The following is a 15,595-nucleotide window of genomic DNA, read 5'->3' as shown; positions in this document are numbered from 1 at the left end:
CGCCATGGACAAGCAAGCACGAATCTTCGTGGCGGGGCATCGGGGCATGGTGGGATCGGCGCTGGTGCGCCGTCTCAAGGCGGCCGGCTACCAGAACATCATCACGCGAACGAAGGCGCATCTCGATCTCACCGATCAGGGCGGCGTGAATCTCTTCTTCGAAGAGAATCGGATCGACGTGGTGTTTCTGGCTGCGGCGCGCGTGGGCGGCATCCTCGCGAACTCGACGTTGCCCGCCTCGTTCATCTACGAGAACCTGGCGATCGAAACGAACGTGATCCACGCGGCCTGCCGCTGGAACGTGTCGAAGCTCGTTTTCTTCGGGTCGTCCTGCATTTATCCAAAGGCCTGCCCGCAGCCGATCAGGGAAGAGTATCTCCTGCAATCGGAGCTCGAGCCGACCAACGAAGCGTATGCCATCGCGAAGATTGCGGGCCTCAAGATGTGCGAGGCCTATAACCGTCAATACGGCACGCACTTCGTTTCGGTGATGCCGACCAACCTCTACGGCCCGAACGACAACTACGATCTCAAGAGCAGCCACGTGCTGCCGGCGCTGATGCGCAAGGCGCACGAAGCGAAGCTGCGCGGCGATGACACGCTGCCGGTCTGGGGCACCGGCTCGCCGCGCCGCGAGTTCCTGCATGTCGACGATCTCGCCGACGCCGCGGCCTTCCTCATGGAAAGCGACGTGAACGACGGCGTGTTCAACGTCGGCGTGGGCCACGATCTGACCATCCGCGAACTCGCGCAGACCGTGTGCCGTGCGGTGGGCTTCGAAGGCGAACTCGTGTTCGATGCGAGCAAGCCGGACGGCACGCCGCGCAAGCTGCTCGACGTATCGAAACTGGAAGGCATGGGATGGAAGGCGTCGATCGCGCTCGAAGAAGGCATACGCGCGACGTACGGGGACTTCCTTGAACGCTATGCATCGATGCCGCAGACCCTGGTGACCGCCTGAGTCGCGACGCATCCTTTCGCAGGGATAAAACAATAATGTCAGCTTCAGTGACCATCTTTCATAACGTGGTGTGGTCGCGGCACAAAGGGGAAGTGCTGTCCGCGCTGCACAACATCTCGGGCACCGGCTCCATCCGCTATTCGATGGTGCAGATCGCGGATACGGAGCACGACCGCATCGGCTTCTCCGATGTCGATTACTCGTTTCATCGCTATCCGATGAAGAAGCTCTACAACGGATGCTATGAAGACGTGCCGACGTGGCGCATGACCGCGCGACTCGTCTGGGAAGTGCTCAAGGCGAAGTCGGACCTCGTGGTCTTGCCGGGTTATCACCGGCCCGAATACTGGGCGATGATGGCCGCGTGCATCGTGACGGGCAAGCGTCGCGCCGTGTTCTGCGACTCGACTGCGCGCGACAATCCGCGCCGCATGCTGACGTCCATTCCCAAGCGCGTGTTCTTTGCGCTATGCGATGGCTACTTCGCGTTCGGCACGCGCAGCCGCGAGTATCTGATGTCGCTCGGCGCGAAGCAGGAGAAGATCTTCATTCCGTGCCAGGCCGCTGCATTGCCGCGTTCGTTCTCGCCGGATACGGTGATTCCTGACCGGCTGGCGCATCGTCAGGGCAACAAGCCGGTGTTTCTGTTCGTCGGGCGCTTGTCAGCGGAGAAAGGTATCGATACCCTCGTCGATGCATTCAAGCTGTTGCGAAAGAGCGTGCCGAATGCGGAACTGCGCATCGTGGGGACGGGGCCTCTCGGCGATGAGCTCAAGAAGCAGGTAGCCGATGCCGGCTTGCAAGGCGCGGTGCACTTTCTGGGCAGCCTGCAGGACGCGCCGCTTTCGCGCGAGTACTTCAGCGCGACGTGCATGGTGTTGCCGAGCAAGCGCGAACCGTGGGGCCTTGTCACGAACGAAGCATTGAATCATGGATGCCCGGTGATCGTGAGCGAGAGCTGCGGCTGCGTGCCGGAGCTGGTCGTCGAAGGCGTATCGGGGTATGCGTTTCCTGCGGGGGATGTCGCGAGCCTGCATCGAACCATGCTCAAATCGCTGGAAGCGTTCGCCGATACGGCGGGCGTCGCGAGGCGCTGCAGCGATGTCATTCAGCGCTTCGATCCGCCGTCGGCAGCGGCCAACATAGCACGGGGCTGTGCGCTGCTGCTGACGAATTGATGAGTCGATCGACACGGGGAAGGAGGGCGCACTACACGCAGTGATCGAGGGCTGGCGCTTCGCGGGCGACGAGGACACGCCCGGGACTCGAAGCGCGATTGTCGGGCGAGGGACCACATGAAAATACTGATATACGGGCTGAATTACGCGCCCGAGCTGACGGGAACCGGCAAATACACGGCGGAAATGGCGGAAGCATTGGCGCAGAGCGGGCACGACGTGCGCGTCGTCTGCGCGCCGCCGTACTATCCGGAATGGAAGGTCGGCAAAGGCTATGCGAGCTGGCGGCCTCGCTTCGAGACGCGCAAGGGCGTGCGCCTGTCGCGCGCGCCGTTGTGGGTGCCGAAGAAGCCGAGCGGACTGAAGCGCATGCTGCACCTCGGCTCCTTCGCGGCGCTGTCGCTGCCTGCGCTGCTCCTGCATGGACTCTGGCGTCCGCATGTCGTGATGACCATCGCACCGAGCCTGGCCAACGCGCCGGGCGCGCTCGCACTGGCTCGTCTCACCGGCGCGCGTTCATGGCTGCATATTCAGGATTTCGAAGTAGACGCGGCATTCGATCTCGGCCTGCTCAGGAACGCACGCGCGGCGCGTGGCGCACTGGCGTTCGAGCGCTGGCTGATGCGCCGTTTCGACGTGGTCTCCTCGATATCGGACAAGATGGTCGAGCGCGCGGTGAAGAAAGGCGTGGCACCCGCCGATGCCTTTCATCTCCCGAACTGGGTCGATACCACCGCGATCTATCCGCTCGACGGCCCGAGCGCCTTCCGCCGCGAACTGGGCATCGGCGAGCACACGAAAGTGGTGCTTTATTCGGGCAACATGGGCGCGAAGCAAGGTCTCGAAGTGCTGGCGGCCGCCGCCGCGGACTTCGCTTCGCGCGATGACGTGGTCTTCGTCTTCTGCGGCAACGGCGCGACCAAGGCCGAATTGCAGAAGCGTTGCGCGGATTTGCCGAACACGCGATTCCTCTCGCTGCAACCGGTCGAGCGTCTCAACGAGCTATTGAATCTCGCGGACATCCACGTACTGCCGCAGCGCGGCGATGTCGCGGACCTCGTCATGCCCTCGAAGCTCACCGGCATGTTCGCCAGCGCGCGCGCCGTGGTGGCGATGGCGCATCCCGGCACCGAGCTATACGAAGCGGTATCGGGGCGCGGCGTGGTGATCGAGCCGGAAAGCGTCGAGGCGTTGACCGATGCGATCTCGATGCTCGTGCGCAATCCGGCGTTGCGGGCTCGCTATGGCGAAGAAGGGCGCCTCTTCGCACAGGAACGACTCTCGCCGCAATCGGTGTTCGCGCGGCTCGAGGAACGCCTGAAGTCGCTCGTCGGCGATACGGCAGCGGTGCGTGGCGGCGATGCAGTCGAGCTGCCGATCGTCCGCATGAAAGAGCGTGCGCCGATCCTGCCGCAAGTCGAAAAGATCGAGTGACCGTGTCGGCCCTTCGGTGCGCCGAACGGCCGATGACATCATCAATACGGCGACTTGTAAATCTGTACTGGCCGCGCGGCTCTCGCCGGCGGCTTCAATTCATCCGGCGTGCGATAAAGCGTTGCCGCCGCGCCCTGGGGCATCATCATCGCCTTTGTATCCGGATTGCGTCCGACTCGCCGCAACTGCGCGCGAGCGCCCGGATTGCCCGCATAGCCATTCTGTTGCGCGAGCAGCTTGTCCGTCGGCGACACACCTTGCGCAGTCTGCGCATTGGTGATCGGCCCGCGCTGTCCGCCCTTGCCATTGACCGGCGCGCCATACGGATCGGCGTATCGATCCGGACTACCTAGCAAATCCATCTCCGACGGTGCGCCGCCGCCTGCCTGCTTCGCGATCGCGGCATCGGCGAAATTGCCCGCGTGCGCGAGCGGCGATGCCAGCAATGTAGCCAGCATCAGCGGCAAGAGCGCCGCGCGTAGCTCGTGTTTCATTCGATCCTCCGGGACTCGTTGCAAGTGATCGGCATGCATTCCTGAATGCTTCGTTATGCGTTGTACAGAGATTTCACCGATGCCTCGGTACGCTACTTCACGCGGCACGACGATTCGCATACGCACGGGCAGCGCTTACGTCGAGGCTCCGACTCGTACCGCCAAAAGTCTTGCCGATGCGGCCAAGCGTGCCATAGCGCACGTGGCGCTTTTCGACGTTCGCTGATAATCGATTCACCGTATGCGGCTGCGTTGATGAGCGCCGATGCGAAGAACAGGCAACGAAGACTGCACATCACCTTGTATTCGAATAATCAATGCGCGCGACCACGCGCATCAAGCGCACAGCGAACAAGGCCGGGGATCACATGGACAGAGCGATCGACGAGCGATGCATCGGCGCGCCCAGCGATGGACGCAGCGACGACACACGTGACGCACGCGTAGACCGTGTAAAGCGCGGCAATGTAATCGATCTCTCGCTCGCGGGTCCGGGCAACTTCGTCGCGAAGCGCAGCTTTCTGATCGAACTCGTGTGGTTCTTCGTCGAAGCGTGCTTCATCAATAACAAGCTGATTCCGGTTTCCTTCGTGCGAGTGGCGCTATTGCGGGCGTTCGGCGCGCGCATCGGCAAGAACTGTCGGATGCCGCATCCCATCCGCGTGAAGGCGCCCTGGAATCTCAAAGTGGGCGACAACTGCTGGTTCGGCGTCGATGCGTGGATCTATAACCAGACCGACATTCGCATCGGCTCGAACGTGTGCATCTCGCAAGGCACGTTTCTTACGACCGGCTCGCACGATGCGGCCGGCAACATGGATTTGCGGGTCGCGCCGATTGTGATCGAAGACGGCGTATGGATCACTTCGAAATGCGTCGTGCAGATGGGCGTCACCATCGGACGATCGGCGCTCGTCACGCCGATGTCGGTCGTGCATCGCTCGCTCGAAGCAGAGGGCGTGTACGGGGGCAATCCGGTGCGTTTCATCAGAAAGCGCTTTCCTGCATGACGGACGGGCAAGGCATCACGAGGGCGCTGCATCGTAGACGGCAGCGCGGCATCGCTTAAAGCATGAAAATAAGAAGGAGCACGGGGCATGTTCATTGACAGCCGGGGCGTGGACGAAGGCGCAGTCATCGAGACCACGGTATGCATCGTCGGCGCGGGTGTCGCCGGCATTACGCTGGCGCTGGAGCTGGAAAAGCAGGGCATCGGCGCGGTTTTGCTCGAAAGCGGCGGATACAAGGCGGACAACGACACTCGCGATCTGTATCGCGGTGAGAACGTTGGGGTTCCTTATGAATTTGCCGATGGATGCCGCAGCCGCTTTCTCGGCGGCAGCAGCAATTGCTGGGGCGGATGGTGCCGTCCGCTCGATCCGTGGGACTTCGAGAAGCGCGACTGGGTAGCCGACAGCGGCTGGCCCTTCGGCCTCGAAGAGCTGCGCCCCTATTACGAGCGCACGCATGCATTGCTGCAACTGGGCGAGAACAATTTCGATCCCGCGCATTGGGAAGCGGCCATCAACCGGCCCGACGTGCGGCGTCATCCGTTCCTGAGCGGCAACGTGCGCGACACGATTTCGCAGTTCAGCCCGCCCGTTCGCTTCGGCAAGGTGTATCGCAAGGAGCTGCTCGCGGCGAAGAACGTGCGCGTGTTCCTGTACGCCAATGCGCTGAACATCGACACCGATACCGACGCACGCTCGGTCACGAAGATCGATGTCGGCACGCTGTCCGGCCGCCGTTTCGCGATTCGCGCGAAGGTGTTCGTGCTGGCGACGGGCGGTATCGAGAATGCGCGGCTGATGCTGTCGTCGAACAAGGTGCAGGCAACCGGTATCGGCAACGGCAACGATCTGGTCGGCCGCTATTTCATGGACCACCCGCGCATCATGTCGGCGAGCGTGCACTTCAAGAAGGAGTGGGCGCGCAACAAGCTCTACGACATCAAGTATCACTACCAGAACAAGGCGGTCTCCGCGAACGGCACGTTCATTTCGTCGCAGTTTGCGCTGACGCAGAAGACCCTGAGACGCGAGAAGCTGCTCAATGCGCGTGCGTGGTTCTATTCGGTGTTTCGCGGCGAAAACACGAAGGGCTCCGAGGCGCTCATCCGCGCCAAGCAGGCGATGCTCAAGAAGGATCAGCCGGGCTACAACATGGCGGCGGACCTCGTCACGATGATGGCGCATCCCGTCGATACCGCCTGTTTCGGTCTTGCGCGCCTGTTGCAGCCGCGTCCGCTCATTACTGAAGTGAAGATTCAGACCATCGTGGAAGCGGAGCCCAATCGCGACAGCCGCGTGACGCTGTCTGCGCAGAAAGACGCGCTCGGCATGAATCGCGTGAAGGTGGACTGGCAGGTGACGGAGCTCGTTAAGCGCACGTTCGATCGCACGGTCGCGCATATCGCGACGGAACTGCGGCGCGGGGGCGTCGCCGATGTCACGCTCGACGAGCCGCTTCAGGGCAAGCCGTGGCCGGCGCAACTCGAAGGCACGTGGCACCACATGGGCACGACGCGCATGCACGATTCGCCGAAGAACGGCGTGGTGGACCGCAATCTGAAGGTTCACGGCATGAGCAATCTGTATGTGGCGGGCAGTTCGGTGTTCCCGACCGTCGGCGCGAATTTCCCGACGATCACCATCGCTGCGCTGACCTTGCGACTGGCCGGCCATCTTCAGCGCGTCATCAAGAGTGACGATACCGCGCCGACGATCGTCACGGCATCGGGCAGACCGATGCGCCACGAGAAACAGACCGAGACGCTGCCGATGGCGGCGTTGACATCGGCAATGCATATGCGGGGAGACCTGGCGTAAAGCCTGGCATGTAGGGGAAGGGGGCGCCACCGGTCCGGAAGACCGGTGGCGTTTTCTTTGCTGGCTATAATCGGCATCCGTTCATCGCTTCAACTGGATCGCCCGTGAAAAAGCTCACTGTCATTGCCATTGCCGTTGCATCGATGTTGCTCGCAGCCTGTTCCTCGCCCGAGAAGGAAGCGCTGAAGGCTCAGGGTTTCACGCGCTCGGAACAGGCGCTGGAGACGGCGCAGCGCAACGCGACAGTCGAGTGCCGCGACGCCGCGCAATGCGATGCAATGTGGGATATGACGAAGCGTTATATCGAGCAGAATTCGAATCAGCCTGTGATTCGCTCCGATGCTTCCGCCATAGAAAGCGACCTGCCTTCGCGTTCGGGCAAGCCGGTTTATTCGGCCACGCGCGTGGCGAAGGGAAATGGCGCGGCCATCGCGCTCTATGCGCAATGCCGCGGCATGTATGGCCCGGAGCGCGCGAAGGGCTCGGACTACGACGACTGCGCGAGCAAGATAATCGCGGTGCAGAACCGCTTCGCGAGCGTTATCCGGCCGCCTCGCTGACCAGCCCGCGCGTGAGCCCGCCGTCGCGCCGGCTGGACGTTTCGCGCAGCACGCGCACGAGGTCTTTCGACATCGCATCGACGTCAAAGCGCTGCGTGAAGGTGGCGAGCGCTTGCTCACGCATCGCCGCTACCGCGTTCGCATCCATGCGCAGCCATGCCGATAACGCGTCGATGGTGCCGTCGATCGTATCGCTCGCGACGATGCCCGCGCCGTCTTCCTTCACTTCGCGCCAGATGTTGACCTTGTCGGAGATGAGCACCGGCAGCTTTGAGCCGAGCGCCTCGGCCACGGCAATGCCGAAGTTTTCCTGATGCGACGGCAGCGCGAATACATCGCTCGTGCGGAACGCGCCCCACTTGAGGTCGCCGGTCAGCATGCCCGTCCACGTCGTGCGGTCCCCGATGCCGAGCTCCTTCGTGAGCGAGCGCAGTTGCGCGGCCCATTCGCCATCGTCGGGACCGGCCATCACCAGATGCGCGCGAGGGTCGATATCGCGCACGGCGGCAAAGGCCTTCAGCAGCAGATCGCATCCCTTCTTCTCGTGGATGCGGCCCAGAAAAAGAATCGAGCGCTTGCCCGCGAGCTGCGGAAACTTCGACAGAAACGCGTGGCGCAAGGTCGTCGAATCGGCGGGCGGCTGGCGCGTGCCGAACGACACCACTTCTTCGTTCGCACGATATAGCCTGAACGATTCGCGCGCGAGCAGGCGCTCCTCTTGCGTCGTGAAGAGCACGCGTTTTGCATCGCGCAGCACGCGGTATTCGGCCCACGGCCAATACAGGCACTTCTTCAGGTGCTTGAGCGGATACGTGCGCTTGAACCACGGATCGAGCATGCCATGCGGAAACACGTAGTACGGCACGTTGCTGCCGCGCAGCGCCTTCCACGCGCCGAAGCTGTGGTACTGCCAGAGACCGTTGACGATGACCGCGTCGAAGCGCGGCGCATGTTCCGTGAGCCAGGGCACGAGCCGCGGGCATAGTCCATAGAATCCGCGCGACGGACCGAGCGCATGCAGACGCAGAGAAAACGCCTTGAGATAAGGCGCGTCCGGTGCATCGAGCGAGACGACTTCGATTTCATGGCCCATCGCACGCATGCTGAGGCCGCTTTGCAGCACGCCTTCTGTTGGGCCGCCTGCGCGCGGATCGACGGTGGACAGCAGATGCAGAATTTTCATGAAGCGACGAGTTCTGAGGTCGTTGTCGTTGTCATCACGCGGACGGTGCGAGCGAACCCGCGCCCGATGGCGGCTCGCGACGGTCCTTTGCGTGATGATCGTGCGTGATGGCGGCCGCGTGCAGAGGCAGCATGTCCGGCATCGGCCCGTAATGCGGATCGTAGTTCGGATGCACGTCCGGACGCATGCCGCCGCCATGACGCCTTTTCATCGATGCCTCGTGCGCCGAAGCATGTGCGGCCCGCATCCGCATGTTCTGAGCGATGCGTGCGAAGGCCGCCACGAGCAGACCGAGCGCGACGCCGAACACGATGCCGGAGAAGCGATTGCCGAGCGGATTGCCGCCAACGGACGTTGCGGGCAGCGCGGCGACGACGAGCAGCGCGCGGCCGAGCACCGGCAGATACATCGCATCGGGCGAGCGGCGCCGCCACGCACGATAAGCCATCGACCCGCGATACAGCGCCCACAGCAATGCGATCGGCAACGCAATGCCGAACAGCACGCCGCCCGCGAAGAACTGATACACCCAGAAGTTGTGGCCGGCCGCCCATTCCTTGATCGCGTAGAAATCCTTCGGCGTGAACTGGCCTGCAAGGTCCGGCAGATAGTCGGGCGAATAACGATAGTCGTGGCCGTAGCCCTTGCCGACGAAGACCGACAGCGTGTCCGACATCGTCTGGTCGTACTGGTCCTTCATTTCAGCGAGACGCGTGATGGTCGTCGGATCGCGGCCGGATTCCGTGGCCTTTGCGAACGACATGCGCTGCGACCAGTGCTCGGCGACGGCGGGGAAGAACGCGGCGGACGCAGCGACCATTGCGCCGAGCAGCGCGGCGATCATGACCGCGCGCAGTCCCGCCTTGAAGAGATGCCTGGCCGAAGGCGCGGCGAGCCACGTCGCGAATGCGAACAGCAGCACCGTGCCGACGAGCAGACTGCGCGTGACGCTCAGCAGCTCGATCACGACCGTGGCAAGAAACAGCAGCACGGTGAGCTTCGTCATGCGCTTCGCGACGACGAACTCATGCAACAGCAAGCCTTGCAGGCAGAGGAACGTAACGGACACGATGCGAAAGCGAACGTTCTCCAGTCCGCCGCCGGTCGCCATGCCATAGGCGAAGCTGAAGACGAGCGATGCGACCATCGACCAGAACATCGCCCGCTCGATCTGTTCGAGCCGCTGCGAATCCCACGGACGGCAGGCGACGAAATAGCCGAGCAGCATCAGCAGGAACGGCAGGATCACGCGCATGTAGTTGCCCGAATCGTTCCCTTGCAGCACTTGCGTGGCGACGCTGCCGAGCATCGTGACGAGCAGGAGCGAGGTGATGATCGTGCGCAAGCGCGAGCGCTCTGCGAAGCGCGGCGCGATCATTAGCAGCGCGCAGCCCGCGCCTATCGCGGGAATGGTGAGCAGTATCTGTATGGCCTTGCTGGCGGTTTCTGCGGCCTTGAAGTCGAATGCGAGCGGCAGGAGAAAAAGCCAGATCCAGACGACGGCGAACTTGTTGCGCATGGCGTTCTCTTTAGATGGCTTCGCGGCATTGAGCCGGTGCGTGCCCTGGAAGCCTGAAGTCGCGTGTCGTGTGCTTGCGTGAAGCTCGAGCGACGGTCCCCGGGTACCCCGTATTTGTGCGTCGAATATATCAGCGGGCAAAAGCGCGAGCCGCCGGCGCGGCGTTTAGCGACTAGTCTTCGGCGCGAATCGACGGATGGCCATGTGCGCCGCACCACGCTCGTTCGCCGCGCATCCTTCGTGTGTTGCCGAGGGCACGCAGCACGAGATGCGCTGTCGGCTAAGCACGCGATTCTGGCGGATCGCACCGCGTTTCCCGAACGAACATTGCACTGCCGGAACACCGGTGTGAGACCACGATAATCGCGATGCGCGTGCGTGCGCCGATATGAGGACCCGGGCGGCGAGGCATCCAATACAAACAAGACCTTCGCAGACAGGGGGAAGGCCATGAGCCTTTTCGGCGCCACACGCATGCCAGGACCCAATCGATCGATCGAGCTCGATTTCATCCGGGGACTTGCCATCATCGCAGTCATGGGGTTTCACTTTCATTCGTATCCGACGGGCAGTGCGTTCATTGCCGCCATCGAATATCCGCTCAAGAGCTTCGGCCACGAAGGCGTGAATCTCTTCTTCACGCTGAGCGGCTTTCTCGTGGGCGGCTTGCTGCTCAAGCAATACGCGCAGGAAGGGCGCATCGATGCAGGGCGCTTCATCGTGCGGCGCATGTTCAAGATATGGCCCGCGTACTATGCGCTGATTCTTTTCCATGTGATCGTGGGGCGGCATCCGACCGATACGTTCCTCGTGCAGAACCTCACGCACATGCAGAACTACTTCGGCTCGTCGGTGGCGCAGACGTGGAGCCTCGCGGTGGAGGAGCATTTCTATCTGTTCCTGCCGCTGTTGCTGATCGTGTTCTCGCGCTGGCAAACGCGCGTCAATACGATACTGACCGTGCTCGCCGGCATCTGTGTCGCGGTATTGATTGCGCGCAGCATCGCGGTCTATAACGGCGATCTTCAGGGCACGTTCTTCTATACGCAATACCGCATCGACAGCCTGCTGTTCGGCGTGATGCTCGCCGCGATCTACTGGCTCAAGCCTGCGGTGTATCGCGGCATCGCGGAGAGAAAGGGCATGCTGGTCGCGCTCGTCGCGGCGCTCGTGCTGTGGCTCGTGCTCGGCACGAAGAACGCATCGGTCGATCAAAGCATCGGTTATACCGTGCAGGCGCTCGGCTATTGCGCGCTGATCGTGCTGACGCTCGAATACTCCGGGCGCGTGCGCGGAACGCTGGTTTATCGCGTGATCGGATGGATCGGCGTGTACTCGTACGGCATCTATCTGTGGCATTCGCTGGCGCTCGCGCCGAGCGACATGCTCATCCGCAAGGCTGCGGCCCTGCATTTGCCGGCGATACCCGCGTGGGGCGTCATCATGGCGGCGCAGTTCGCCATCGCCATCGTCGTGGGCTATGTGACGACGCGCGCTGTCGAATTCCCGTTCCTTCGCATCCGCGATGCGTTGTTTCCGGCGAAGCGGAAGATCGACGTATCGGAAGTGGCGGGACGTCAGGCTTGATCGGGCGTGGTAAAGAAAAAGCCGGTGCTTGCGCTTATCGCAAGCACCGGCTTTTATTTGCAACGCATCAGGCCATTGCCTGACGCAGCGTTTCCTTGAATTGCGTGAGCGTATTGCGTTCGAGCAGATGGCCCTTGACGACAGGCCGCGTGCGTCGCGCGAGCACATCGTCGAGCGCACGATTGATCGATGCAGACGACAGATCATCGATGACCGGTCCCAGATCGCCCGTGCGGCAGAACCAGCCGATCAGTCCATCGGCCGTCGCGACAACCGGCTTGCCGAAGCGGAACGCCTGCACGAGCACGCCGCTCATGCCGTAGTGGCCTTTATAGCCGAGCCACACCACGTCACACGCGGAGAAGAGGTCAAGCTCCATCTCGCTCGAGATGAAGCGGTCGATTACGATAGGCGCGGGCGTGAGCTTCGCGACCGCCGCGCTCAGCAATGCGCGCGCGTCGTCGTCCTGCTTGCCGGCGATGATGAGCGTCGGCGCGAGCGCATCGCCGTTGCGCGTGGCGAGCGCATCGATGAGTTCGAAGAGGCCCTTGCGATCGTTGATCGCGCCATACACGAGCACATGTTTGCCGCGCGAAAGCCCGAGCCGTTGCTTCGCCGCCGAAGGTTCCGCCGCGTGTGCATCGGGAAACGGATCGGCGAGATATTCGATCGCCGTGCGTCCTCGACGGCCGGCGTTGCGCTTCCACCAGTCGGGCAAGGTCGGATCGATGGTCAGCAGCGTCTTCATGCCGCCGACGCGCACCGCACGCGCAAAGAGCTTCGACTTGACCGCATTGACGAGCGGCCGGCGCGGCGCGCGCACACCGACGAGATGATGATGGAAGTTGGAGCGCATCGTCACGCCGACCCAGGGCGTCTTGCCGAATGGCGAGCGCAGGAAGGGCAGCGCGAGCAGGAAGTAATCGACATAAGGCACGACGACGAGCGCGACCTTGCGTTCGCGGCTTGCCATTGCATAGGCATGCCGAAACTCTTCGTGGAAGCGCATATAGCTGATCGACGACAGACCCTTGCGACTCTCGGGCGGCGCAATGAAGGTGATGTCCAGCGCATCGCTGCCTTGCTCTCGAATCTTCGCGACGAGCGGATGCTCCGCGTTACGCGGCTGCGTCACGATGAGGCAGCGATAGCCCGCTTCCATATAGGCGTTGGCGGCCCATTCCGCATAGCGCCAGCGATGGCCGCTGAAGTCGGGCTCGATGATGAGGACGGTCTCGTTCGCCATGTTGTTGGTATCCGGCATGGTGATGTTGGATTGAGGCACGGTGCATTTTGAGGCCTGGGCCGCAGCGCGCGATGTGGTCGAGGACACGCAACGCGATCCGTCAACCCGCACTCACCCCACTCAGGGCCGATTAGCACTACGCGTTGTCGTCCAAAGCGCATGCGCTCACGATACTTTGCGTCAGTCGCCTGAAACGCGCGCGATACCGACCTGTCGCCGCGCCACAAAAGCATATTGAATAAACAGCAGCGCGGGGAAATTGAGTGAGATCTGTCCGGCTACCTTTCTTGCCAGCACGCGCGCGATTCGAGCACGATGCAGCGTTCTGGGTGCTCCTTCAGCAAGTGGCCGTGCGCGGCTTCGTGGCCGTGAAGTTCCTGGCCATCGGCCGCATACTCGGGCCTGAAGCGATCGGCGCGGTGAGCATCGCACTGCTTGCGGTGGCTATCGCCGAATCCTTGTCCGATACGGGGCTTGCACAAGCCGTCGTGCAGGGGCGTGACGCACCGACGAACGACCAGCTCGGCGCGGTATGGTCCACGCTCGCGATGCGCGGCGTGTTGATCGGCCTTCTGCTTGCCGCGCTCGCACCGTTGATGACGAGCCAGTTCCATATGAGCGGCTCGATCGGGCTGATTCTGCTCGCGGCCGTCTTGCCGATCCTGCGCGGCATCGCATCGCCTGCGTATTTCATCGTGACGAGGCAGCGAGGCTTTCAGACGCTGGCGGGCGTGGAGACATCGGCGGCGTTCACGGATTGCGCCGTGGGGCTCGTATGCGCGCTATCCGGCGCGGGCGCCTATTCGGTGCTGATCGGGCTCGTCGCGGGCGAGTTGCTGAAGACCACGCTGACGTGGACCGCCATGTCGCCGCGTCCGCCCATGCGCTTTTCGTTCGCGGGCATCTCGCACTACGTCAACTTCAGCCGATGGATCTGGGCGGGCAGTGTGGTCAATCTGCTGCTCAATCAGTTCGACAAGGTGGTCGTCGCGAAGCTGCTCGGGCCGATGCAACTGGGCGCGTATCAAATGTCGTCGAAGCTCGCGCAGATGCTGCTCGCCGATGCCGCCATCGCCATGTCGCAGTATCTGTTTCCGACATTCTCCGAGCATCATCGGCGTGACGTCGCGGGCGCGCGCAAGCTGTTTCGCCGCTATCTGATGCTCGCGGGCGTGGGACTGACGGTGCTCGTGATCGTGCTGCGCATCGCCGCCGAACCGCTCTTCAATCTCGTGCTCGGACCGGCGTGGCTTTCGGCGGTGCCGCTCTTCAGGATTTTCGTCATCAACATGGCGATAGGCGCGGTCATCGCCGTGCTCGTGTCGTGGCTGCGTGCCGTCGGCATGCCCAAGGTCGCGACGCACGCGTCGATCATTCAGGCGATCGTGCTGTGCGTGACGGTGCCCGTCGCGATGCATCTGTGGGGCGTGACGGGCATTGCATGGGCGATGACAGCGGGCCTCGGTTCGGCTGCTGCATGGATGCTCTATCGAAGCGTGAGGGAGGCGTAATGCGGATAATTCATCTCGTGCTCGCGCCGCGTCTTTCCGGCGCCGAAGTGCTGGCGAAGGACCTGGCGATACATCAGCAACGCGGCGGGCAGACGGTCGCGATCGCATCGCTCACGCCCGCGCATGACGACTTCACCGCGTTGCAGGCGGAGCTGGTTGCAAACGGCGTGCAGTGTCTCTTTCCGCAGCGCGCGCAAGGCCGCGTCGGCAAGCTGTTGAGCCTGTATCGGACCATCGGCGCGTATCGCGCGGACGTGATCTTCGCTCACGCGACAATCCCCGCGTTCTATGCGCGCATGTTGCCGCTCGGCGTGCCGGTCGTCTACGTGATGCACTCGGCCACCAACGATTTCGAAAGCGCGATGTTCCGGCGTGTCGAACGCATGTTGTCGCGGCGTGCGCGCGCGGTGATCGCGGTATCGCCCGCGAATATCGACGATTACGTGCGCGCCGTCGGCCGCCATCCGTCGATGACGCTGATCCCGAACGGCGTCGACATGTCGCGCTTCTCGATGCGTACCGCAGATGGCGCAGCTAACGCATCGAAGCAGATCGTGCAGATCGGACGCTATACGTCGGTGAAAAACCAGCTTTCGACGGTGCATGCGTTTCAGCGGGTCGTCGAGCGCGTGCGCGACGCGCGCCTGCTTTTGTGCGGCGTGATCGAAGATCCGGCGTATCACGCGGCCGTGGGCGATCTCATCGACAAGCTCGGCCTGTCGCATCACGTGACGCTGCAGGGGCCGCGTTCGGATATCGCGGAACTGCTGTTTTCGTCGAGCGTCTTCGCGATGCCCTCGCGTTCCGAAGGACACAGCATCGCGTTTCTGGAGGCGCTCGCCTCAGGCGTGCCGGTGGTCGCGAGCACGATCCGCCCGTTTGCGTTCGCGGCGGATTTTCCCGGCGTGCATCTGTGCGATCCCGACGATACCGCCGCCTACGCCGATGCCCTCGTTGCCGCACTGACGCAACCGCGTTCGCACCGGCCGCTCAACGGCCTCACGCTCGCCGATACCGCTGCGCAATATCTGGCCGTCGCACGCGGCGTCACGCGCGGTCTGCCGGGCGCTGCGCCCGCGTAAGGATTGCACGGC

The 15,595-nt window shown here is 62.9% G+C and carries 13 protein-coding genes; 9 read left to right on the top strand and 4 right to left on the bottom strand.

The window, feature by feature from the left end; translation table 11 throughout:
- Positions 1-4 precede the first annotated feature (4 nt).
- The 3 genes from P9255_RS15705 to P9255_RS15695 all read left to right on the top strand — a co-directional run bounded on the left by P9255_RS15705 (position 5) and on the right by P9255_RS15695 (position 3,573).
- Positions 5-961 (top strand): GDP-L-fucose synthase, encoded by a 957-nt coding sequence (locus P9255_RS15705; protein WP_309790003.1) that lies wholly within the window; start codon positions 5-7, stop codon positions 959-961.
- A gap of 35 nt (positions 962-996) precedes the next feature.
- The gene (locus P9255_RS15700; protein ID WP_309764251.1) at positions 997-2,139 is read left to right on the top strand and encodes a glycosyltransferase family 4 protein; all 1,143 of its coding nucleotides are present in this window, start codon (positions 997-999) and stop codon (positions 2,137-2,139) included.
- 117 nt (positions 2,140-2,256) lie between these two features.
- Positions 2,257-3,573: a glycosyltransferase WbuB gene (locus P9255_RS15695; protein WP_309790002.1), complete on the top strand. Its 1,317-nt coding sequence runs from the start codon at positions 2,257-2,259 to the stop codon at positions 3,571-3,573.
- 41 nt (positions 3,574-3,614) lie between these two features.
- Here the strand turns inward: P9255_RS15695 and P9255_RS15690 are convergent, their stop codons facing one another.
- On the bottom strand, positions 3,615-4,067 hold the full coding sequence (locus P9255_RS15690; RefSeq protein WP_309790001.1) for a hypothetical protein: 453 nt from the start codon (positions 4,065-4,067) through the stop codon (positions 3,615-3,617).
- A gap of 368 nt (positions 4,068-4,435) precedes the next feature.
- Between P9255_RS15690 and P9255_RS15685 the strand changes: the two genes are divergently transcribed.
- The 3 genes from P9255_RS15685 to P9255_RS15675 all read left to right on the top strand — a co-directional run bounded on the left by P9255_RS15685 (position 4,436) and on the right by P9255_RS15675 (position 7,455).
- On the top strand, positions 4,436-5,077 hold the full coding sequence (locus P9255_RS15685) for a DapH/DapD/GlmU-related protein (protein WP_404980437.1): 642 nt from the start codon (positions 4,436-4,438) through the stop codon (positions 5,075-5,077).
- Positions 5,078-5,164: 87 nt separating this feature from the next.
- Positions 5,165-6,895: a GMC family oxidoreductase gene (locus P9255_RS15680; RefSeq protein ID WP_309789999.1), complete on the top strand. Its 1,731-nt coding sequence runs from the start codon at positions 5,165-5,167 to the stop codon at positions 6,893-6,895.
- 104 nt (positions 6,896-6,999) lie between these two features.
- Entirely contained in the window at positions 7,000-7,455 is a 456-nt protein-coding gene (locus tag P9255_RS15675; RefSeq protein WP_309764256.1) for a hypothetical protein, read from the top strand.
- On the opposite strand, the gene P9255_RS15670 is transcribed toward P9255_RS15675, so the two are convergent.
- Entirely contained in the window at positions 7,436-8,638 is a 1,203-nt protein-coding gene (locus tag P9255_RS15670) for a glycosyltransferase (protein WP_309789998.1), read from the bottom strand. The two genes, P9255_RS15675 and P9255_RS15670, sit on opposite strands and share 20 nt — an antisense overlap.
- A gap of 34 nt (positions 8,639-8,672) precedes the next feature.
- Positions 8,673-10,157 (bottom strand): hypothetical protein, encoded by a 1,485-nt coding sequence (locus P9255_RS15665; RefSeq protein ID WP_309764258.1) that lies wholly within the window; start codon positions 10,155-10,157, stop codon positions 8,673-8,675.
- Between the two features lie 450 nt (positions 10,158-10,607).
- On the opposite strand from P9255_RS15665, the gene P9255_RS15660 reads away from it, so the two are divergent.
- Positions 10,608-11,744 (top strand): acyltransferase, encoded by a 1,137-nt coding sequence (locus tag P9255_RS15660; RefSeq protein ID WP_309764259.1) that lies wholly within the window; start codon positions 10,608-10,610, stop codon positions 11,742-11,744.
- Positions 11,745-11,811: 67 nt separating this feature from the next.
- On the opposite strand, the gene P9255_RS15655 is transcribed toward P9255_RS15660, so the two are convergent.
- The gene (locus tag P9255_RS15655) at positions 11,812-13,029 is read right to left on the bottom strand and encodes a glycosyltransferase (protein WP_309764260.1); all 1,218 of its coding nucleotides are present in this window, start codon (positions 13,027-13,029) and stop codon (positions 11,812-11,814) included.
- A gap of 224 nt (positions 13,030-13,253) precedes the next feature.
- Between P9255_RS15655 and P9255_RS15650 the strand changes: the two genes are divergently transcribed.
- Both P9255_RS15650 and P9255_RS15645 read left to right on the top strand, forming a co-directional pair.
- Positions 13,254-14,501, top strand: a complete 1,248-nt coding sequence (locus tag P9255_RS15650) for an oligosaccharide flippase family protein (RefSeq protein WP_309764261.1) — start codon at positions 13,254-13,256, stop codon at positions 14,499-14,501.
- A complete protein-coding gene (locus P9255_RS15645; RefSeq protein ID WP_309764262.1) occupies positions 14,501-15,583 on the top strand; it encodes a glycosyltransferase in 1,083 nt (360 codons plus the stop codon). Before P9255_RS15650 ends, P9255_RS15645 begins: the two co-directional genes overlap by 1 nt.
- Positions 15,584-15,595: the final 12 nt, after the last annotated feature.

The sequence above is a fragment of the Caballeronia sp. LZ019 genome (genome assembly GCF_031450825.1).
Taxonomy (GTDB): domain Bacteria; phylum Pseudomonadota; class Gammaproteobacteria; order Burkholderiales; family Burkholderiaceae; genus Caballeronia.
Note: the sequence above shows the minus strand (reverse complement) of the source record. Positions and strands in the feature narration are given on the sequence as shown.